Consider the following 17,529-nt stretch of genomic DNA (forward strand, 5'->3'; position numbering starts at 1 on the left):
TGCAACGACATGCTGACTCAGGACACTAGAATTCGCCGTAGCCGAGCGAACGCAGCGCGCGCTCGTCATCGGACCAGCCCTCGCGTACCTTGACCCACAGCTTGAGGTACACGCGGGCATCGAACAGACGCTCCATCTCCTCACGCGCGGCGCGGCCGACATGCTTCAGCCGGCGCCCCCCTTCGCCGATCACGATCTTCTTCTGCCCGGCACGCTCCACCCACACCACGGCGGCGATGCGCCGCAGGCGGCCTTCTTCCTCGAACGCCTCGATTTCCACGGTGGTCGCGTAAGGCAGCTCCTGGCCGAGCGCCGTCATGAGCTGCTCGCGGACGAGCTCGGCGGCCATGAATCGCTCGGAACGGTCGGTGACCTGGTCCTCGGGAAAGAGCGCGGGCCCTTCCGGCAGACGCGATGTGATCTCGCCCTCGAGGGCCTCCAGATTGGTACCGCGCCGCGCGGAGACCGGTACCACGGCCGCGAAGTCGTGGCGCGTCGTGAGGCGCTCGATGAGCGGCAACAGCCTGGATTTCTCCTTGACCCGGTCCACTTTGTTCACCGCGAGGATAACAGGCGCCGAGCGCCCAGCCAGGCGTTTGAGCACCAGGTCGTCGTCCTCGGTCCAGCGCGTGGCATCCACCACGACGACGACCACGTCCACGTCCGCCAGCGCCTGCGAGGCTGCCTCGTTGAGGTAGCGGTTCATGGCGGTGCCGGCGGCCCGGTGCAGTCCCGGGGTATCCACGTAGACGATCTGGGCACCATCGCGGTGGTGAACACCGATGATGCGGTGGCGGGTCGTCTGCGGCTTGCGCGTGACGATGCTCACCTTCTGCCCGAGCAGTGCGTTGAGCAGCGTGGACTTGCCGGCGTTGGGCCGGCCCACGAGCGCTACGAAGCCACTGCGCATCTCGCCGCTGATTTCGTTCATCGGTCGTCCTTTCGCTGCTGCGCTTCGAGGTGCGCAAGCATGTTCTCGGCGGCCTGCTGCTCGGCGTTGCGGCGGCTGCCGGCGACGCCTTCGCTCACCGCCTCGAGCTCGCCGACGCGGCACTCCACCCGGAATGTCTGGTCGTGGGCACGGCCGCGCACGTCGAGGACACGGTACTCCGGCAGTGATAGCCGGCGGGATTGCAGGTGCTCCTGCAGCCGGGTCTTCGGGTCCTTGAGCTGGCGCGGACTCGGTAAATGCGCCAGTCGATCGCTGTAGAGCGCGCTGATCACCTCGCGGCAGGCCGCGAAGCCGCCGTCCAGGTACACCGCGCCGAAAACCGCTTCGAGGGCATCGGCGAGAATCGATTCCCGCCGGTGTCCGCCGGTCTTGAGCTCGCCGCCGCCAAGGCGCACGTGCTCGCCGAGCCCCAGGGTCTTCGCCAGACGCGCCAGCGATTCCTTGTTGACCAGGCTCGCGCGCAGGCGGCTGAGCTCCCCTTCACGCGCCTCGATACGTCGGTGGAAGACTTCGTCGGCGATGACGAAGTTGAGCACGCTGTCGCCGAGAAATTCCAGACGCTCGTTATTGGGGCCGGTCGCGCTGCGATGAGTCAGTGCCCGCGTGAGCAGCTCCTCCTGCGCGAATCGATACCCGAGATTGCACTGCAGTTCGTCGGGGTCCACGTCAGTTCCGCAATACCGCCGTCTTGTGGAAACGGGCCACCACATCCAGGTTGGCGATCAGCGGGCTACGGGTCTCGTACTCCACGCTGATCTGCGTGCCACCGGGCACCTCGGTGAACTCCAGATCCGAGGCATCGACACTGTCGACGTCATTGATGGACAGCCGCCGGGCGAACGTCTCGCGTACGGAGCGCCGGTCGTCGGCGCTGAAGCGTGCCTCGGAGCTCAGATTGCTGAGGATACTCCCCACGTAATAGGACTCCATGTACAGCGGTACCAGACGCATGGCGATGAGCGCGGCGAAAGCCAGCAACACCAGCACCATCACCAGGCCCGCGAATGTCATACCACGTTGTTTCCGCCTCGTTCCCTGCACGGTCAATTCCCCCGGTTCCCTGTATTCACTCAATGGTATCGCCAATCCGGCTCCAGTGTAGGCCGCCTTCTTTCATATCCCAGCTCATCCAGATCAGAAAAGCCTGCCCCACCAGATTCTCCTCCGGAACGAAGCCCCACACGCGGCTGTCGGAGCTGCGATCGCGGTTGTCGCCCATCATGAAGTACGAGTCCTCGGGCACACGGAGTCTCTTCCGCCGGCCCGGCGCGCGTTCGTGAACGAGCAACTGGTGCTCGACCTCGCCGATGGCCTCCCGCCGCAACGACACCAACGGGTTCCCCTGGTATTCGCCGAGCGCGGCCTGCTCCATGAGCTCGCCGTTGATGTAAAGGCGTTTGTCCCGGTAGACGATCTCGTCCCCCGGAAGGCCGACGACCCGCTTGATGTAGTCCTGGGAAGGATCCTTCGGATAGCGGAACACGACCACGTCACCGCGTTCGGGCTCGCCGATGGAGATCACCTTGTTGTGCGCCACGGGCAGGCGGATGCCGTAGGCGAACTTGTTGACCAGGATGAAATCCCCCGGCAGGAGGGTCGGGATCATGGAGCCGGAGGGAATGCGGAACGGCTCGACGATGAACGAGCGGATGACCAGCACCGCGAGTATGACCGGAAACAGTGATCGCGGGAGGTCGATGTACCACGGATCCTTCTCGTCTTTCGCCCGCCGCCGGCGCCAGAGCCTGTCCCAGAACCAGATCACCCCGCTGAACAGGGTGAAGATCACCAGCAATGTCTCGAAATCCAGCATTTGCCTCGCCCGTGGTGCCCGTCTACTTGTTTTGATCCACCTGCAGGACGGCGAGGAAGGCATCCTGGGGAATCTCGACCTTGCCCACCTGCTTCATGCGTTTCTTGCCCTGTTTCTGCTTCTCGAGCAGTTTCTTCTTGCGCGTGATATCGCCGCCGTAGCACTTGGCCGTGACGTTCTTGCGCATCGCCTTGACCGTCGAGCGCGCGATGACCTTCGAGCCCACGGCTGCCTGGATCGCCACCTCGAACATCTGCCGCGGGATGATTTCCTTGAGACGTTCGGTGAGCTCGCGACCACGGCTCTGAGCGTGATCGCGGTGGACGATGGTCGACAGCGCGTCCACGCGGTCACCATTGACCAGCACGTCGAGCTTGACGAGTGAAGCGGCCTCGAAGCGACGGAACTCGTAATCGAAGGAAGCATAGCCGCGGCTCGCGGACTTCAGCCGATCGAAGAAATCGAGCACCACCTCGGCCATGGGCATCTCGTATTCCAGCGAGATCTGGTTGCCCACGTACTGCATGTCCTTCTGCGTGCCGCGTTTCTCCTCGCAGAGCTTGATCACCGCCCCGACGTGCTCCTGCGGCACGAGAATACTGGCATGGATGATCGGCTCGCGGATCTCCTCGATGTCCCCCGGCCCCGGTAGCTGAGAGGGATTGTGAACATGGATCACCTCGCCCTCGGTGGTCACCACCTCGTGCACCACGGTGGGCGCGGTCGTGATCAGCTCCAGCCCGTACTCGCGCTCCAACCGCTCCTGGATGATCTCCATGTGGAGCATGCCCAGGAAGCCGCAGCGGAAACCGAATCCGAGCGCCTGTGACGTCTCCGGCTCGTAGGCGAGCGAGGCGTCGTTGAGGCGCAGCTTGCCGAGCGCGTCGCGGAAGGTTTCGTAATCGTCGGCATTGACCGGAAAGACACCGGCGAACACCCGCGGCTGGACGACCTTGAACCCGGGGACCGGCGACTCCGTGGGCTTGTTGGCATGGGTGAGCGTGTCACCCACCGGGGCGCCGTCGATATCCTTGATACCCGCGACGACGAAGCCCACCCGTCCGGAGGTGAGCGAGCTCCAGGGCGTGCGCTTTGGCGTGAAGATGCCGAGATCGTCCACCTGGAACTCCCGGCCGGTGGACATCACGCGGATCTTGTCGCCCTTCTTGAGCTCGCCGTCGAACACGCGCACCAGGCAAACGACGCCCAGGTAATTGTCGAACCAGGAATCGATAATGAGCGCCTTCAGCGAGCCGTCCGGGTCGCCCTTGGGGGCGGGAATGCGCTGCACCAGCGCTTCGAGCAGATCGTCCACGCCCGCACCGGTCTTCGCCGAGATGTTGAGCACCTCGGTCCCGTCGAGGCCGATGATCTCTTCGATCTGGTGGATCACGCGCTCCGGCTCTGCCGATGGCAGGTCGATCTTGTTGAGCACCGGCAGCACTTCCAGGCCCTGGTCCACCGCCGTGTAGCAGTTGGCCACGCTCTGCGCCTCGACACCCTGGGAAGCATCGACCAGCAGCAGCGCCCCCTCGCAGGCGTAAAGCGACCGGCTCACCTCGTAGGAGAAGTCTACGTGGCCGGGGGTATCGATGAAGTTCAGCTGGTACGTTCTGCCGTCGCGAGCCTTGTACTCCAGCGACACACTCTGCGCCTTGATCGTGATACCCCGCTCGCGCTCCAGGTCCATGGAGTCCAGGACCTGGTCGGCCATCTCGCGGTTGCTGAGCGAGCCCGACATTTCGATCAGGCGGTCGGCGAGTGTCGACTTGCCATGATCGATGTGCGCGATGATGGAGAAATTCCGAATGTGATCCATCGACTGGGATGCCATAGAGACTCCGGTTGCGGACGCACGGGCCATACCAGACCGAAACGCCGCGCCGGGGCTGCCTATGCGGCAGGCCCCGGCGCCTGTTGAAACTTCCGGGAGCGGGCGAACCACGATCGTCGGTTCGAAAGCCGGCTACTCGTCTTCCCGGAGCGACTGCCTCGTGCCGGCACGCTGGCGCTGACCGACACGAGCAGTGCCGGCGAAAAGATGAGTAAGATACGGCTTTCCCGGGCGCGTCTCAAATCAAGGGATGCGAAGCGCGAGAAAGCGTGGCCCGTCACCGCGGCGAACGAGCACCGGCACACTGCGCCCGCCGTCGAGCTCCGCGACAATTCGGCGCAGATCGGCGACACCGGTCACGGGCTTGCGGTCCAGGCGGCTGATCACGTCTCCCGGCTTGACGCCGGCATCGCGCGCCGGCCCCGGTTCAACCTCGGTCACGACGACGCCGGCGATCTCGTCGCCAAGCTCCAGCGCCTCGCGAGCCGCCTCATCCAGCGGCTCGGCGGCAAGGCCGAGTTTCTCGATCCGACCGTCGGGGGCAGCGAGGGTCCGGGGCTCTTCGGGCAACTCGCCGATCCGGATCTCGAGGGTTTCGCGCTCGCCGTCGCGAATCACCTCGACGGGCACGGTCTCACCCACGCCGGTTCGGCCCACCATGGGCGGAAGCGCGCCGGATGTGGGGACCTCGCGACCGTTGAAGCGAACGATGACGTCACCGACCCGAAGGCCGGCATCCGCTGCCGGGCTGTCGTCGATCACCTGCGCGACCAGCGCGCCCTGGGGATGGGACATGCCGAAGGATGCCGCCAGCTCGCGGGTGACGTCCTGAATGAGCACGCCGAGCCAGCCCCGGGAGACACTGCCCCCGCTCTTGAGCTGGTCGGCGACGTTCATGGCGAGCTCCACGGGAATGGCGAAGGACACGCCCATGAAGCCGCCGGTGCGGCTGTAGATGTGGGAGTTGATCCCCACCACCTCGCCATCGAGATTGAACAGCGGCCCACCGGAGTTGCCCGGGTTGATGGCCACGTCCGTCTGGATGAAGGGCACGTAATTCTCCCTCGGCAGGCTGCGCCCGGTGGCGGAGACGATGCCGGCGGTCACGGAGTGCTCGAAGCCGAAGGGCGAGCCGATGGCGAGCACCCACTCGCCCACTTCGAGCTCGGAGGAGCTTCCGATCGCCGCCACCGGCAGCGACTCGGCGTCGATATCCAGCAACGCCAGGTCGCTGCGCCGGTCCACTCCGACCAGCTCGGCGGTGAACTCCCTGCGGTCGCTCAGACGCACGATGATCTCGGAGGCGTTGCTGACGACATGGTGATTCGTGAGGATGTAGCCGTCGTCGGAAATGATGAACCCGGAACCCAGCGACTCATTGGGGATCGACGGCCAGCGCGGCCCGTCGTCTTCCTCGCCGAGGAAACGGTCGAAGAAATCGCGGAACGGGTGGTCCTCCGGCAGTTTCGGCATTCCCTGGCGACCGCCGCCGGATTCTTCCGTGCGCGGCGCGCGGGTGGTGCTGATGTTGACGACCGCGGGGCTATTCGCTTTCACCAGCTCCGTGAAGTCAGGCAGGTTTGCCCCGGCAACGGCTGCCAGCGCCCACGCCGGCCAGCATGCGAGCAGGAGCCAGGCACAGGTGGCCGCACGGATTCGCCCTCGCATTACCCTCTCTCCTCGGTTGGCGCAAGCACTTCGAGTACGTGGACGGTGGGCGCGCGCGCCGGCAACCGCCCGATGACCACCCACCAGGCGACGAGCGCCAACAGGCCGCCCGGCACCGCTCCGGCATCCGGCGGACCGCCAAGCCGGTCGGCCAGGATATGCCCGACCATCGCGCCCGTCAGCAGCCACAATAGTGGCAGCAGATACACGACCATCGAGCCCGTGAGCAACAGTCGTTCCCGAATGCCGAGCACGACGGCATCCCCGACCCGGGCCGGCACATCGCAGGCGATACGAAGCGGGCGGCGTCCGCGGGCGAGAAAGCTGCTCAGCGCTCCGGTGCCGCAGCCGCTGCGCACGGCACAGCCGTCACAGGTCGCCGTCGGTGTGGTCTGAACCCAGAGCACGCCGGGTTCCACCGCCACGACCTCGCCGCGCTCGGTGATCACGGACTCCCCGCCCCCGGTTCGAGCGTCAGTGACTGCGCCACCTCGATAACCGCGCGCGCCGGCACCTCGCCGACGACGACCACCTGGCGCCCGCCCACGACTCGACCGACGGCGGTCAGGCCCCCCATGCGTGAAAGCCCGTCGAAGGGCGCCTCTTCGTCGTCCAGCGCGCTCACGTACACTGAGATCGCCGTGAGCCCGTCGGAGTAGAGCTGGTGCTCCACCGGCTCATCGCTGACGACTGGGATGCTGCGCCGTTCGCTCAAACGCAACTCGAAACCGGCGGGCACGAAACCCGGGCGCCAGGTGGGCTCGAAGCCCAGCTTTTCCGGCTGCTCCTCCGGCGTGCGGTACCAGGTGTACCCCTGGCCGGAATAGCGCGGCTCCAGCCAGGCTTCGGGAATCCGCTCAGGCAGCTCGAGCTCGGTGAACATGATCTGCTCGAGCACCTCGCCGCCATGGACGAGGTCCGCGCGCAACATCAGACCGGTCGCACCGTCCACCCAGAACCGGTAGCCGTAGCGATATGCGTCACCGGCTTCGATGCGGATACGCCGGGCATCACGCCCGGCGATGCGGACGTCGCCACTGGCGCTCAGCCGGTAATGACGCCCGATGCGGTCGAGATCGTCCGGCAGGACACTGTCGAGGGGGTTACGCGTACGGCGGCGATCCACCATGACGCTGTTGCTGTCGGGGAGGATGCACGTCACCCGGTCGCCATCGCGAACGATTTCACGCGCCACCCCGGTGAGTGAGTACAGGCGCTCGCGCTCGGCACCATTGCCGCCGCGATGAACGATACGCATGGCCTCGAGGGTATCGGTCCCCTGACGATAGACGAACACCCCCGTGTAGTTCGTACCGCGCATGGCGTGAACCATGCGTTCCAGTGCTTCACGGGCCAAGGCCGTGTCGGCACGGGCCTGGCCGACACAGCCGATGAACGCTGCCAGCGCGACGCCGATCCATGGCAGGACGGGCCTACTGCGAACGCTCATGCCCGGCGATGCGCACGTAATTGAGCACGCCGCCCGGTCCGGAGACGGTCGCATTCTCACTGTGGTTGACCAGGTAACCGTTCAACCGCTGCTGGACCTGCGGATCGAGGCGCTGCCACTGCTCGCGCGCCTGCGTACCACTGTTCTCGCCCACCGACACCGTGCGCGCCAGCTCGCCGCCCGCAGGGCTCGCCTGGGGCGAGGGTGCGCTCGCGACCACCGCCGGAGCGCCGCTCGAGGGCGTGCGTGCGGTCTCCGGTGTCGACCAGAGCGTCACTGCAATAACCGCCACGGACGCCGCGATCGCTGCGCCGGCTGCCGGCCGGCCCAGGCGCATCGCCCAACGTCGGGCAGACCCCGTGCCTTGCGGTGAGACGGGTTCCTCGGCAAGCGGCGCCTCGTGTTCCAGCGCTTCGGCAACACCGGCGGCCACCCCGCCGTCGACGGCGTCGGTCAGGCCGCCGTGGAGCGACTCGCGGATGGTGTAGTAGCGCCCCAGCCGGGCAACGAGCTCGGGATCGCGGCTGATACGCCGCAACAGCAGTGGCGCCTCCTGCTCGGGGAGCTCGTCGTCGGCCAACGCCGACAGTTGTTCGTCGATGCTCTCACTCATATCCGTCACCTGTCGCCTCCGACAGTAGCGGTCGCAACCGCCGGTCAATCGCCTCACGTGCGCGGAAAATGCGCGAACGCACCGTCCCGATGGGGCAATCCATGGTCTGTGCGATCTCTTCGTAGGTCAGCCCTTCGAACTCACGCAACGTAATGGCCATGCGCAGATCCTCCGGCAGATCCTCGATGGCATCCATCACCGTCTGCTGGATCTCGTCCCGCCGGGCAAGCGCCTCGGGTGTCTCGTGATCCTTCAACGGCGAATCCACGTCATAACGCTCGGCATCCTGGGCGTCGACGTCATTGTCCGGCGGACGCCGGCCCTGCGCGACCAGGTAGTTCTTGGCCGTGTTGATGCCGATACGATACAGCCATGTGTAGAAGCTGCTATCGCCACGGAAGCGCGGCAGGGCGCGATACGCCTTGATGAACGCCTCCTGGGCCACATCCATCGCCTCCGCCTGATCGTGCACGTAGCGCGAGATCAACTTGACCAGCTTGTGCTGGTACTTCTGCACCAGCACGTTGAAGGCCTGCTTGTCGCCGGCCTTCACCCGCGCTACCAGCTCCGAGTCCACCCGGGAATCGGCCATCAGCCGCAGCCCCGTGCGACCGTCGCTGGGTAGTGCTCAATGCGGTAGACAGTGGGGATCATCGATAGTTCGCGATTTTGACAGCGTCTTGGAGTGTGGCCCGGGCTCACGTGCCGGCGCATGCCTGTGGCATGCTACATGCTTTCGAGCCCTTATCACGGCGCAGGCGAGCCGCCCGAACAGCGTCGTGAGCGTAGCCGATAGCCGAGAACGGGTGCAACTAGTGTCCTGCATCAACATTTCGTGGTGTTCCTGCGCGTCACCCCGCCGCTGTCACGAGGCGGCGGCGCGAAGGCGCGGTGGGCGCCACGTCGAGCGACGCCATGACGCGCCCCAGGGATCGCCCCGGGTACGCCAGGGGATGTTGCGCCCTCTCGCCACGGGCCCCATTACGACTCGTCACCGCGCCCACGACCCGGCGGAACCGGGGCGCTCGGAAATACAACGAAACACTGATACAGGACACACTGGATGACCGACGCTGTGGAACGCTTCGACGTCCTCATCATCGGCAGCGGCGCGGCGGGCCTGACCCTGGCCCTGCGCCTGCCGGAGCACGTGAGCGTGTGCATGCTCGCCAAGGGACCGATCGGCGAGGGCTCGAGCCTCTACGCCCAGGGTGGCGTTTCCGCTGTGCTCGAGGCGAGTGATTCGGTCGACGCCCATGTCGCCGATACCCTGGACGCCGGTGCGGGACTCAGCGACGCCGAGACAGCGCGCTTCGTGGCCGAGCGCGGGCATGCGGCGATCGAGTGGCTGGTGGAGGCGGAAGTCCCGTTCTCGCGCCATCGCCGCGACGACGGCACCGAGGCGCTGCATCTCCATCGCGAAGGGGGGCACAGTCATCGCCGGATCGTTCACGCCGCCGATGCCACCGGACATGCCATCACGACCACGCTCGAGGCCCAGGTCCGCGCCCGCCCCAACGTGACCCTCATGGAGCACCACCTCGCCGTGGACGTGATCACCGCGCGCCGCCTCGGCCACGAGGCCGACCGCTGCCTGGGGGCATACGTGCTCGATGCGAGCGGCAAGCGCGTCAGGGCAATCGCCGCACGCTGCGTGGTGCTTGCCTCCGGCGGCGCCAGCAAGGTCTACCTGTACACCAGCAACCCGGACGGCGCCAGCGGCGACGGCATCGCGATGGCCTGGCGAGCCGGCTGCCGGGTGGCAAACATGGAATTCAATCAGTTCCACCCCACCTGCCTGTACCACCCGCGAGCGAAATCATTCCTCATCAGTGAAGCGGTGCGCGGTGAGGGTGCACGGCTGCTGTTGCCCGACGGCAGCCGCTTCATGGATCGCTTCGACGAACGCGCCGAGCTCGCCCCACGGGATATCGTCGCCCGTGCCATCGACCATGAAATGAAGCGCCTCGGCGCCGACTGCCTGTACCTGGACATCAGCCACCGCGACGCGGCATTCGTGCGCGAACACTTTCCCACGATCTCGGAGAAACTCCGGGATTACGGCATCGACATGACCCGCGAGCCGATTCCGGTGGTACCGGCGGCACACTACACTTGCGGCGGCGTGGTGGTGGACCGTAACGGCCGAACGGACATCCCCGGTCTCTACGCCATCGGCGAGTGCACCTATACCGGTCTCCACGGCGCCAACCGGCTCGCAAGCAACTCCCTGCTCGAATGCCTCGTCTACGGCACGGCCGCCGCGGACGACATAGCCACCCGCCTTGCGGCGGATACACAGGCGGCGCCAGTACCGCCGGCATGGGACGAGAGCCTGGTGACCGACTCGGATGAGCAAGTGGTGGTGAGCCACAACTGGGACGAAATCCGGCGGTTCATGTGGGACTACGTGGGCATCGTGCGGACGAACAAACGCCTGGAGCGCGCACGCCACCGGATCGATCTGCTTGCCCGGGAGATCGCCGAATATTACGGCAACTTCCGCATCACCGCGGATCTGGTGGAGCTTCGCAACCTCGCCGTGGTGGCGGACCTGATCATCCGCTGCGCGCAAAGCCGGCACGAGAGCCGGGGCCTGCACTACACGCTGGATCACCCCACGCCGGATGAACGCCGCCCGCCCCGTCCCACCGTGCTCGTCCCCGAGCCGCCGCGACCATACCGCCGACTACGCGGCCGGCTCTGAGGCCGGAAGCCGGGCGAGCGCCCGGCGCAGGCCGCGCCAGTCGTCGCAACCGTCCCGGGCCACCACGAGGGTCGCCCGCCCGGCCACCGTCTGCCAGCGCAGTGCGAGAAACGGGCCGATCACGTGTGTGGCGATGACGTGCCCTTCGTGTGACCCCCGCGAGGTTCGCACGCGCATGTGCCCATTCGTACGCAGTTGGAGCGCACGCGCCATGCGCCCTCGCCAGGCGTAACGCACGAGAGAATGGACGAGTGAGCCCAACACCGGCGCGAGCCAGATCACCCGCTCCGATACCCGCCAGTGCGGCGAGGCGAACGCCGGGGTCAGCGCCACGAGGTGGGTGCCCAGAATGGTCGCGACGAGCAGGGGCGATATCCGCAGATGCCCCTCATACAGCCGCGCGGATGCGAGCGACGATGTCTGCGAGGGGCCCATCCGTGGGACGCTCCCGGTCGCTCAACAGCCAGTCGATGAGGCGGTCGTCCTCCTCTTCCAGCAGGCGCTGGAACGCCGCCTGCCCGGCCTCGTCGAGGTGTGGGTAGTGCCGGTCGAGGAAGCGCTCGAGCATGACGTCGAGCTCCTTGGTGCCGCGCCGGCACCGCCAGCGCAGCTTCGACGTCTGCGACATGCCCCGTGCCCTCAGCGCCGCGCCACCATGAGCTTCTTGATCTCGGCGATGGCCTTCGCGGGGTTGAGCCCCTTGGGGCACACCGAGGTGCAGTTCATGATCGTGTGGCAGCGGTAGAGCTTGAACGGGTCCTCGAGCTCGTCGAGGCGCTCACCGGTGGCCTCGTCGCGACTATCGGCGATCCAGCGATAGGCCTGCAGCAGAGTCGCGGGGCCGAGGTAGCGATCCGGGTTCCACCAATAGCTCGGGCAAGAGGTGGAACAGCAGGCGCACAGGATGCATTCGTAGAGACCGTCCAGCTCCGCGCGGTCTTCCTTGGACTGCAGGCGCTCGTGGTCCGGCGGCGCGGGCGTCTCGGTCTTCATCCAGGGCTGGATGGACGCGTACTGGGCGTAGAAGTGCGTCAGGTCGGGCACCAGGTCCTTCACCACCGCCATGGAGGGCAGCGGGTACACGCGCACGTCACCGTCGACCTCGTCGATGCCCTTGATGCAGGCCAGGGTGTTCTGGCCGTCGATGTTCATCGCGCACGAACCGCAGATCCCCTCGCGGCAGGAACGGCGGAAAGTGAGCGTCGGGTCGATCTCGTTTTTGATCTTGATCAGCGCGTCGAGCACCATCGGCCCGCAACTGTCGAGATCGACCTCGTAGCTGTCGAGGCGCGGGTTCTCACCGCCGTCCGGATTCCAGCGGTAGACCTTGAAGTGCTTGACGTTGTGACTACCACCCTCCGCCTTGAAGGCCTTGCCTTCCTTTACGCGAGAGTTGGCCGGCAGACTGAACTTTGCCATCTCGTGAACCTCTTCGCAGACGCTTGACCGAAACGATGGATGCCGCAGCGCGTCGAGGGCCAGTCGACTGTCCCCGGGCCCTTCGCGCCCGGGGGACAGTCCACAGGCCCTAGTAGACGCGCTTCTTCGGCGGAATGACTTCCATCTCGTCGGTCAGGGTGGTCATATGCACCGGACGGTAATCGATGGTCACCTGACCCTTGTCGCCCAGCCAGGTGACGGTGTGCTTCATCCAGTTGTCGTCGTCGCGCTCGGTGTAGTCCTCGCGCGCGTGAGCACCGCGGCTCTCGGTGCGGTTTCGCGCCGACTGCACGGACGTCACGGCGTTGGCGAGCAGGTTCTCGAGCTCCAGCGTCTCGACCAGATCGGTGTTCCAGATGAGCGAGCGGTCCGAAACCCGGACGTTGTCGAACGCCTGGAAGATCTCGTCGATCCGGTTGCAGCCCTCCTCCAGCGTCTCACCGGTACGGAAGACCGCAGCGTAGTTCTGCATCGTCCGCTGCATGCGGTCGCGCAGCTGCGCGGTGGGCTCGTCGCCGTCAGCGTTGCGCAGGCGGTCCAGGCGGCCGAGGGCGAGCTCGGCGCTGTCTTCCGGCAAGGGCTTGTGGTTACTGCCGGCTTCGGCGACCACCTCGGCAGCGCGGATGGCGGCCGCGCGGCCGAAGACGACCAGGTCGAGCAGCGAGTTGGACCCCAGACGGTTGGCACCGTGGACCGACACGCAAGCGGCCTCGCCGATGGCCATCAGCCCGGGCACCACGGCGTCCGGGTCGCCGTCCCTCGGGGCGACCACCTCACCGCGGTAATTCGTGGGGATGCCGCCCATGTTGTAGTGAACCGTCGGCAGCACCGGGATCGGCTCCTTGGCGACATCCACCCCGGCGAAAATGCGGGCGGTCTCCGCTATACCGGGCAGGCGCTCGTTGATGACCTCGGGGCCGAGATGCTCCAGGTGGAGGTGGATATGATCGCTTTCGGCGCCGACGCCGCGCCCCTCCCGGATCTCTATGGTCATGGAACGACTGACCACATCGCGGGAGGCGAGGTCCTTGGCGTTGGGGGCATAGCGCTCCATGAAGCGCTCGCCATCGGAGTTGGTCAGATACCCCCCCTCGCCGCGCACGCCTTCGGTGATCAGGCAGCCAGCGCCGTAGATACCGGTGGGGTGGAACTGGATGAACTCCATGTCCTGCACCGGCAGTCCGGCGCGCAGGGCCATCCCGGCACCGTCGCCGGTGCACGTGTGCGCGGACGTGCAGGAGAAATACGTGCGCCCGTAGCCGCCGGTGGCGAGTACCACCATGTGGGTGCGGAAGCGATGGATCTTGCCGGTGGCCAGCTCCAGCGCGATCACGCCACGGCAGGCACCGTCGGCGTCCATGATCAGGTCGATGGCGAAGAACTCGATGTAGAACTCCGCCTCGTGCTTGAGCGACTGCTGATACAGCGTGTGCAGGATGGCGTGACCGGTGCGGTCGGCCGCGGCACAGGTCCGCTGGGCACGACCCTCACCATAATGCGTGGTCATGCCGCCGAACGGCCGCTGGTAGATCCGGCCTTCCTCCGTGCGTGAGAACGGCACGCCGTAGTGCTCCAGCTCCACGATCGAGGGAATGGCCTCACGGCACATATACTCGATGGCGTCCTGGTCGCCCAGCCAGTCGGACCCCTTGACCGTGTCGTAGGCGTGCCAGCGCCAGTCGTCCTCGCCCATGTTGCCGAGCGCGGCGCTGATGCCACCCTGAGCGGCCACCGTGTGGCTGCGCGTCGGGAAGACCTTGGTCACGCAGGCGGTCTTGAGCCCCTTCTCGGCCATGCCGAAGGTCGCCCGCAGACCGGCGCCACCGGCACCGACGACGACCACGTCATAGGTATGGTCGATGATCTCGTAATCACCCGCCATCGATCAGCCTCCCACCGCAACGCGCAGCACCGAGATGACGCCCAGCAGGCCCAGCACTACGGCAGCAAAATTCACGACCACGATCAGCGCCTTGCGCAGCGCCTCGTGCTCCACGTAATCCTCGAGAATGACTTGCGCTCCAAGCGCCCCGTGCCAGAACGTCACGCCGACGACCAACGTCATCAGCACGGCGTTGAGCGGCGCGGAGACCCAGGCCGCGGCCGCGTCGTACCCGCCGCTGCTGATGGTCGCCACGCCGATCGCGAACCACAGCGCGAGCGGCACCAGCGCGATCGCGGTCAACCGCTGCAACCACCAGTGCGTGGTGCCGTGATGTGCCGACCCGAGGCCACGGGCCTGCTTGATGGGAGTTCGGAAGTTCATATCTGCCCCCTTAGCCGGCGCCTAGGCGCTCCAGGCAACGATCCATGCGAGAAGGGTGAGCACACCGGCGGCGACGATGGCCGCCACGCCGGTCTTCTTCGCGGTTTCCAGCTCGAACCCGTAACCGGCGTCCCACACGAGATGGCGGATGCCGTTGCACAGGTGATAGAAGAGCAGATAAGTCCACACGAACATCAGCAGCTGAATGAACCAGTTACCGACGAACGCCTGAGCTGCCGCGAAGCTCTCCCGGCCGCCCGCCAGCGCTGCCAGCCAGTAAACGAGCACCAGCGCGCCCACCGCGAGCAGCGCCCCCGAGATGCGATGGCTGATCGAGGTGATCGCCGTCAGCGGCAGACGGTATATCTGCAAATGGGGGGAAAGCGGCCGATTATCGGTATGCATGGTCTCGCTCCGCTTTAGTTATTGGGTAGTTCAATCATGGCCGGCGGGTAAATTAAACGGCTGCCCTTCGCCATGCAAGTGTCTTGCACTGCACCACGCCAAATTGTCGACACAATTACAATACAATTGTCGGCAATTTTTATGGCGCGTTGTCTTCCCTGATTTGACACGATGGCCACTGCAACAGGATCAGAAATCGCTGCACCGGCCGTTGCGCTCCCAGTCGCCATACCGCGTCGGCTCCGGCCCTCGCTGGCCGCCGATCTCCCGCGGCCAGGTCTCGGGCTCGTCCCAGTTCACCGCCTCCGGCGTGCCCCCGGTCGACTGGGTCTCGTCGGCGGTGGTCTCGGACTCGGATCGGTGGTCTGCAGGGTCCACCGGCGTGCGCTCGTGCTCGTCGCTCATGGCCACCTCTGAGGGTTACGTCTGTAGGGTTACGTCGCGGTCGCCCCCGCGATCGTGCGAGAATCCGGGAATCCTGTTGCGGGCATCGCCGCCGTCCAAGCGCTGGTTGAATTGTGCACGACCGGCGATCGCTCGCCCACGTTCCCTACTATAGGAGGTGCCGCCGCGCTTATGCATTCGACCTGGAGCGAGATTCTCGACGGCAACGCGACGCCCGACGGGGGGATCCAACTCGGTGCGACGCCCGACGAGCTCGAACGCCTCGAGACCGCACCGGTGGTCGCGCCCCTCACCGACACGGGTGTCATCCGCGTGACCGGAGCTGACGCGCCCGCCTTCCTGCACGCGCAATTCACCAACGCCATCGACGACATGCAGGCGCCTTCGTCCCGGCTCGCCGGCTGGTGCAATCCGAAGGGCCGATTACTGGCGCTGCTGCGGGTCATCCGTACCGATGACGGTTTCCTGCTCCTGTTGCCCCGGACGCTGGTCGCAAGCGTTGTCAAACGCCTGCGCATGTTCGTGCTCCGCTCGAAGGTCACCGTCGAGGACGCCAGCGAGGCGGTCACCGTCACGGGAATCGCCGGCGCGAGCGCGAGCATGCTCCTCGCGGAGGTCATTGGCACGCCACCAGGCGCCGGCGACGAGGTCTCGACTGCCGGCGACCTCATCGCCGTGCGCCTCGCCGACATGACGCCACGCTGGCTGCTGATCGCCCCCGCATCGCAGACGCCCGATCTGTGGCGCACCCTAAGCGGCGGCCTCGCGGCGGTGGGAACCGCCATCTGGCGCCTGCTGGATATCCGCGCCGGGTTGCCGGAAGTGGTTACCGAGACCCGGGAACGGTTCGTTCCGCAGATGGTCAACCTGGAGCCGCTCGGCGGCCTCAGTTACGAGAAAGGCTGCTATCCCGGACAGGAGGTCGTGGCCCGGATGCACTACCTGGGGCAGCTCAAGCGCCGGCTATACCGGCTGCACGGCGCCGGCGATCCCCCCGCGGCGGGCACCCGTGTGAGCGCCGGCGACAAGGAAGCCGGCGAGCTCGTCTCCAGCGCCCCTTGTGGCCCCGACGTATTCGAAGCGCTCGCCGTGCTGCGAATCGACACCGCCGACAGCGGCACACCGCTGACCGTCAACGATCGCAACCTGGAAATCGCGCCATTGCCCTATACGCCCCCCGGGGAAGGCGAATAGCCAGCCATGTCACGTCCGGCGCCCCTGCTGGGCGCCGGACGCAGCGGATCTTCACCGCACGGATATGTGGCAATCCGTCACCCCGGCATAACGGCCACTACAGTCCGACTCAGGGGTGAATGACAGGAACAGGGAGGACATCAACGTAACGACCACGATGAATGCAATGAAAAACACGACTCCCTGAAAGAACGCCTTCCGGTTCCGCGCCTTCCGCCACTCGATCTGCGCCGCCCGGTATACATCGTCGATACACGCACCACAATGCGCGCACTCAATACTGTTCTCGTCGTTGAACAGACCACAATCCGGACAGCTCAGATGCGGCGCCCTCGATGTGGGGCCTCGTAGCATCGTTACCTCCTTGTCTACGGTTATGCGCTCGCTTGACATGGCCTCGCCACGCCGGCGCTCCCGCGCCTTGCCGAGACACCGCGCAGTGGCGCTGAGATCTGGCAATACGTTCGCAAAGGTTAGTAACACTCGGCTGCGAAATGTCGCTTTGCCCTCCCGCTCAACGCCAGCCACAATCCCAGCGTCAAACAGACGGCCGCAAATAACCCGGTAGGCGCGAAGTGGGACAACGCCCTTTCGCCTACCATCCAGGTCGCCCACAGAAACACCATCGCCGACAGGCCCCCGGCGCAAAGCAGGCACAACACCGAGAGAACACGCCCCACTCGGGGTCGCACGACAATACCTATGTGTCGGGTCCCCGACGATTGCATAGACCCGTCACGATATGCATTATGGATGGGTCGCGAGGTGATGCATGCGTTGAT

Annotated in this window: 19 protein-coding genes; 2 read left to right on the forward strand and 17 right to left on the reverse strand. The window is 66.0% G+C overall.

The window, feature by feature from the left end; all coding sequences use genetic code 11:
- Nucleotides 1–25: 25 nt before the first annotated feature.
- The 10 genes from era to rpoE form a co-directional block, all read right to left on the reverse strand.
- Nucleotides 26–931, reverse strand: coding sequence for a GTPase Era (gene era / locus ACPEES_RS12195; RefSeq protein ID WP_435103766.1), 906 nt, complete (start codon nt 929–931; stop codon nt 26–28).
- Nucleotides 928–1,662 carry a ribonuclease III gene (gene rnc, locus ACPEES_RS12200; protein ID WP_435103767.1) on the reverse strand — a complete coding sequence of 245 codons (735 nt, stop codon included), beginning with the start codon at nt 1,660–1,662 and terminating at the stop codon, nt 928–930. The genes era and rnc overlap by 4 nt, the downstream gene beginning before the upstream one ends.
- On the reverse strand, nt 1,619–1,963 hold the full coding sequence (locus ACPEES_RS12205) for a DUF4845 domain-containing protein (protein ID WP_435103768.1): 345 nt from the start codon (nt 1,961–1,963) through the stop codon (nt 1,619–1,621). Before ACPEES_RS12205 ends, rnc begins: the two co-directional genes overlap by 44 nt.
- 55 nt (nt 1,964–2,018) lie before the next feature.
- On the reverse strand, nt 2,019–2,765 hold the full coding sequence (gene lepB, locus ACPEES_RS12210; RefSeq protein ID WP_435103769.1) for a signal peptidase I: 747 nt from the start codon (nt 2,763–2,765) through the stop codon (nt 2,019–2,021).
- Between the two features lie 22 nt (nt 2,766–2,787).
- Nucleotides 2,788–4,599 (reverse strand): translation elongation factor 4, encoded by a 1,812-nt coding sequence (lepA, locus tag ACPEES_RS12215; protein ID WP_435103770.1) that lies wholly within the window; start codon nt 4,597–4,599, stop codon nt 2,788–2,790.
- Between the two features lie 243 nt (nt 4,600–4,842).
- Nucleotides 4,843–6,267, reverse strand: coding sequence for a DegQ family serine endoprotease (locus tag ACPEES_RS12220; RefSeq protein ID WP_435103771.1), 1,425 nt, complete (start codon nt 6,265–6,267; stop codon nt 4,843–4,845).
- On the reverse strand, nt 6,267–6,716 hold the full coding sequence (locus tag ACPEES_RS12225) for a SoxR reducing system RseC family protein (protein ID WP_435103772.1): 450 nt from the start codon (nt 6,714–6,716) through the stop codon (nt 6,267–6,269). The genes ACPEES_RS12220 and ACPEES_RS12225 overlap by 1 nt, the downstream gene beginning before the upstream one ends.
- Complete coding sequence (locus ACPEES_RS12230) at nt 6,713–7,717, reverse strand: MucB/RseB C-terminal domain-containing protein (RefSeq protein ID WP_435103773.1); 1,005 nt, start codon at nt 7,715–7,717, stop codon at nt 6,713–6,715. The genes ACPEES_RS12225 and ACPEES_RS12230 overlap by 4 nt, the downstream gene beginning before the upstream one ends.
- The gene (locus tag ACPEES_RS12235; protein ID WP_435103774.1) at nt 7,701–8,330 is read right to left on the reverse strand and encodes a sigma-E factor negative regulatory protein; all 630 of its coding nucleotides are present in this window, start codon (nt 8,328–8,330) and stop codon (nt 7,701–7,703) included. The genes ACPEES_RS12230 and ACPEES_RS12235 overlap by 17 nt, the downstream gene beginning before the upstream one ends.
- A complete protein-coding gene (rpoE, locus tag ACPEES_RS12240) occupies nt 8,323–8,922 on the reverse strand; it encodes an RNA polymerase sigma factor RpoE (RefSeq protein ID WP_435103775.1) in 600 nt (199 codons plus the stop codon). The genes ACPEES_RS12235 and rpoE overlap by 8 nt, the downstream gene beginning before the upstream one ends.
- 471 nt (nt 8,923–9,393) lie before the next feature.
- On the opposite strand from rpoE, the gene nadB reads away from it, so the two are divergent.
- The gene (gene nadB, locus ACPEES_RS12245; protein WP_435103776.1) at nt 9,394–11,037 is read left to right on the forward strand and encodes an L-aspartate oxidase; all 1,644 of its coding nucleotides are present in this window, start codon (nt 9,394–9,396) and stop codon (nt 11,035–11,037) included.
- On the opposite strand, the gene ACPEES_RS12250 is transcribed toward nadB, so the two are convergent.
- The 7 genes from ACPEES_RS12250 to ACPEES_RS12280 all read right to left on the reverse strand — a co-directional run bounded on the left by ACPEES_RS12250 (nt 11,020) and on the right by ACPEES_RS12280 (nt 15,553).
- The gene (locus ACPEES_RS12250) at nt 11,020–11,472 is read right to left on the reverse strand and encodes a protein YgfX (RefSeq protein WP_435103777.1); all 453 of its coding nucleotides are present in this window, start codon (nt 11,470–11,472) and stop codon (nt 11,020–11,022) included. The two genes, nadB and ACPEES_RS12250, sit on opposite strands and share 18 nt — an antisense overlap.
- Nucleotides 11,426–11,665, reverse strand: a complete 240-nt coding sequence (locus ACPEES_RS12255; protein ID WP_435103778.1) for a succinate dehydrogenase assembly factor 2 — start codon at nt 11,663–11,665, stop codon at nt 11,426–11,428. The genes ACPEES_RS12250 and ACPEES_RS12255 overlap by 47 nt, the downstream gene beginning before the upstream one ends.
- An 11-nt stretch (nt 11,666–11,676) precedes the next feature.
- A complete protein-coding gene (locus ACPEES_RS12260; RefSeq protein WP_435103779.1) occupies nt 11,677–12,456 on the reverse strand; it encodes a succinate dehydrogenase iron-sulfur subunit in 780 nt (259 codons plus the stop codon).
- A 109-nt stretch (nt 12,457–12,565) separates the two neighbouring features.
- Nucleotides 12,566–14,359, reverse strand: a complete 1,794-nt coding sequence (gene sdhA / locus ACPEES_RS12265; RefSeq protein ID WP_435103780.1) for a succinate dehydrogenase flavoprotein subunit — start codon at nt 14,357–14,359, stop codon at nt 12,566–12,568.
- A gap of 3 nt (nt 14,360–14,362) precedes the next feature.
- Nucleotides 14,363–14,743 (reverse strand): succinate dehydrogenase, hydrophobic membrane anchor protein, encoded by a 381-nt coding sequence (gene sdhD, locus ACPEES_RS12270; protein WP_435103781.1) that lies wholly within the window; start codon nt 14,741–14,743, stop codon nt 14,363–14,365.
- 21 nt (nt 14,744–14,764) lie between these two features.
- Nucleotides 14,765–15,148, reverse strand: coding sequence for a succinate dehydrogenase, cytochrome b556 subunit (gene sdhC, locus ACPEES_RS12275; RefSeq protein WP_435103782.1), 384 nt, complete (start codon nt 15,146–15,148; stop codon nt 14,765–14,767).
- A gap of 189 nt (nt 15,149–15,337) precedes the next feature.
- Nucleotides 15,338–15,553 (reverse strand): DUF1674 domain-containing protein, encoded by a 216-nt coding sequence (locus tag ACPEES_RS12280; protein ID WP_435103783.1) that lies wholly within the window; start codon nt 15,551–15,553, stop codon nt 15,338–15,340.
- Between the two features lie 171 nt (nt 15,554–15,724).
- Between ACPEES_RS12280 and ygfZ the strand changes: the two genes are divergently transcribed.
- Nucleotides 15,725–16,747, forward strand: a complete 1,023-nt coding sequence (ygfZ, locus tag ACPEES_RS12285; RefSeq protein ID WP_435103784.1) for a CAF17-like 4Fe-4S cluster assembly/insertion protein YgfZ — start codon at nt 15,725–15,727, stop codon at nt 16,745–16,747.
- Nucleotides 16,748–17,529: the final 782 nt, after the last annotated feature.

It is taken from the genome of Arhodomonas sp. AD133, assembly GCF_051195215.1.
Classification (GTDB): domain Bacteria; phylum Pseudomonadota; class Gammaproteobacteria; order Nitrococcales; family Nitrococcaceae; genus Arhodomonas.

Excerpts from the sequence above, each read along its gene's own strand:
- sdhC (WP_435103782.1), bottom strand. The coding sequence starts at position 15,148 with ATGCATACCGATAATCGGCCGCTTTCCCCCCATTTGCAGATATACCGT.
- ACPEES_RS12220 (WP_435103771.1), bottom strand. The coding sequence starts at position 6,267 with ATGCGAGGGCGAATCCGTGCGGCCACCTGTGCCTGGCTCCTGCTCGCA.
- sdhA (WP_435103780.1), bottom strand. The coding sequence starts at position 14,359 with ATGGCGGGTGATTACGAGATCATCGACCATACCTATGACGTGGTCGTC.
- lepA (WP_435103770.1), bottom strand. The coding sequence starts at position 4,599 with ATGGCATCCCAGTCGATGGATCACATTCGGAATTTCTCCATCATCGCG.
- lepB (WP_435103769.1), bottom strand. The coding sequence starts at position 2,765 with ATGCTGGATTTCGAGACATTGCTGGTGATCTTCACCCTGTTCAGCGGG.
- nadB (WP_435103776.1), top strand. The coding sequence starts at position 9,394 with ATGACCGACGCTGTGGAACGCTTCGACGTCCTCATCATCGGCAGCGGC.
- ACPEES_RS12235 (WP_435103774.1), bottom strand. The coding sequence starts at position 8,330 with ATGAGTGAGAGCATCGACGAACAACTGTCGGCGTTGGCCGACGACGAG.
- ACPEES_RS12230 (WP_435103773.1), bottom strand. The coding sequence starts at position 7,717 with ATGAGCGTTCGCAGTAGGCCCGTCCTGCCATGGATCGGCGTCGCGCTG.
- ACPEES_RS12260 (WP_435103779.1), bottom strand. The coding sequence starts at position 12,456 with ATGGCAAAGTTCAGTCTGCCGGCCAACTCTCGCGTAAAGGAAGGCAAG.
- ACPEES_RS12205 (WP_435103768.1), bottom strand. The coding sequence starts at position 1,963 with ATGACATTCGCGGGCCTGGTGATGGTGCTGGTGTTGCTGGCTTTCGCC.
- rnc (WP_435103767.1), bottom strand. The coding sequence starts at position 1,662 with ATGTGGTGGCCCGTTTCCACAAGACGGCGGTATTGCGGAACTGACGTG.
- ygfZ (WP_435103784.1), top strand. The coding sequence starts at position 15,725 with ATGCATTCGACCTGGAGCGAGATTCTCGACGGCAACGCGACGCCCGAC.
- sdhD (WP_435103781.1), bottom strand. The coding sequence starts at position 14,743 with ATGAACTTCCGAACTCCCATCAAGCAGGCCCGTGGCCTCGGGTCGGCA.
- rpoE (WP_435103775.1), bottom strand. The coding sequence starts at position 8,922 with ATGGCCGATTCCCGGGTGGACTCGGAGCTGGTAGCGCGGGTGAAGGCC.
- ACPEES_RS12280 (WP_435103783.1), bottom strand. The coding sequence starts at position 15,553 with ATGAGCGACGAGCACGAGCGCACGCCGGTGGACCCTGCAGACCACCGA.
- ACPEES_RS12250 (WP_435103777.1), bottom strand. The coding sequence starts at position 11,472 with ATGGGCCCCTCGCAGACATCGTCGCTCGCATCCGCGCGGCTGTATGAG.
- era (WP_435103766.1), bottom strand. The coding sequence starts at position 931 with ATGAACGAAATCAGCGGCGAGATGCGCAGTGGCTTCGTAGCGCTCGTG.
- ACPEES_RS12255 (WP_435103778.1), bottom strand. The coding sequence starts at position 11,665 with ATGTCGCAGACGTCGAAGCTGCGCTGGCGGTGCCGGCGCGGCACCAAG.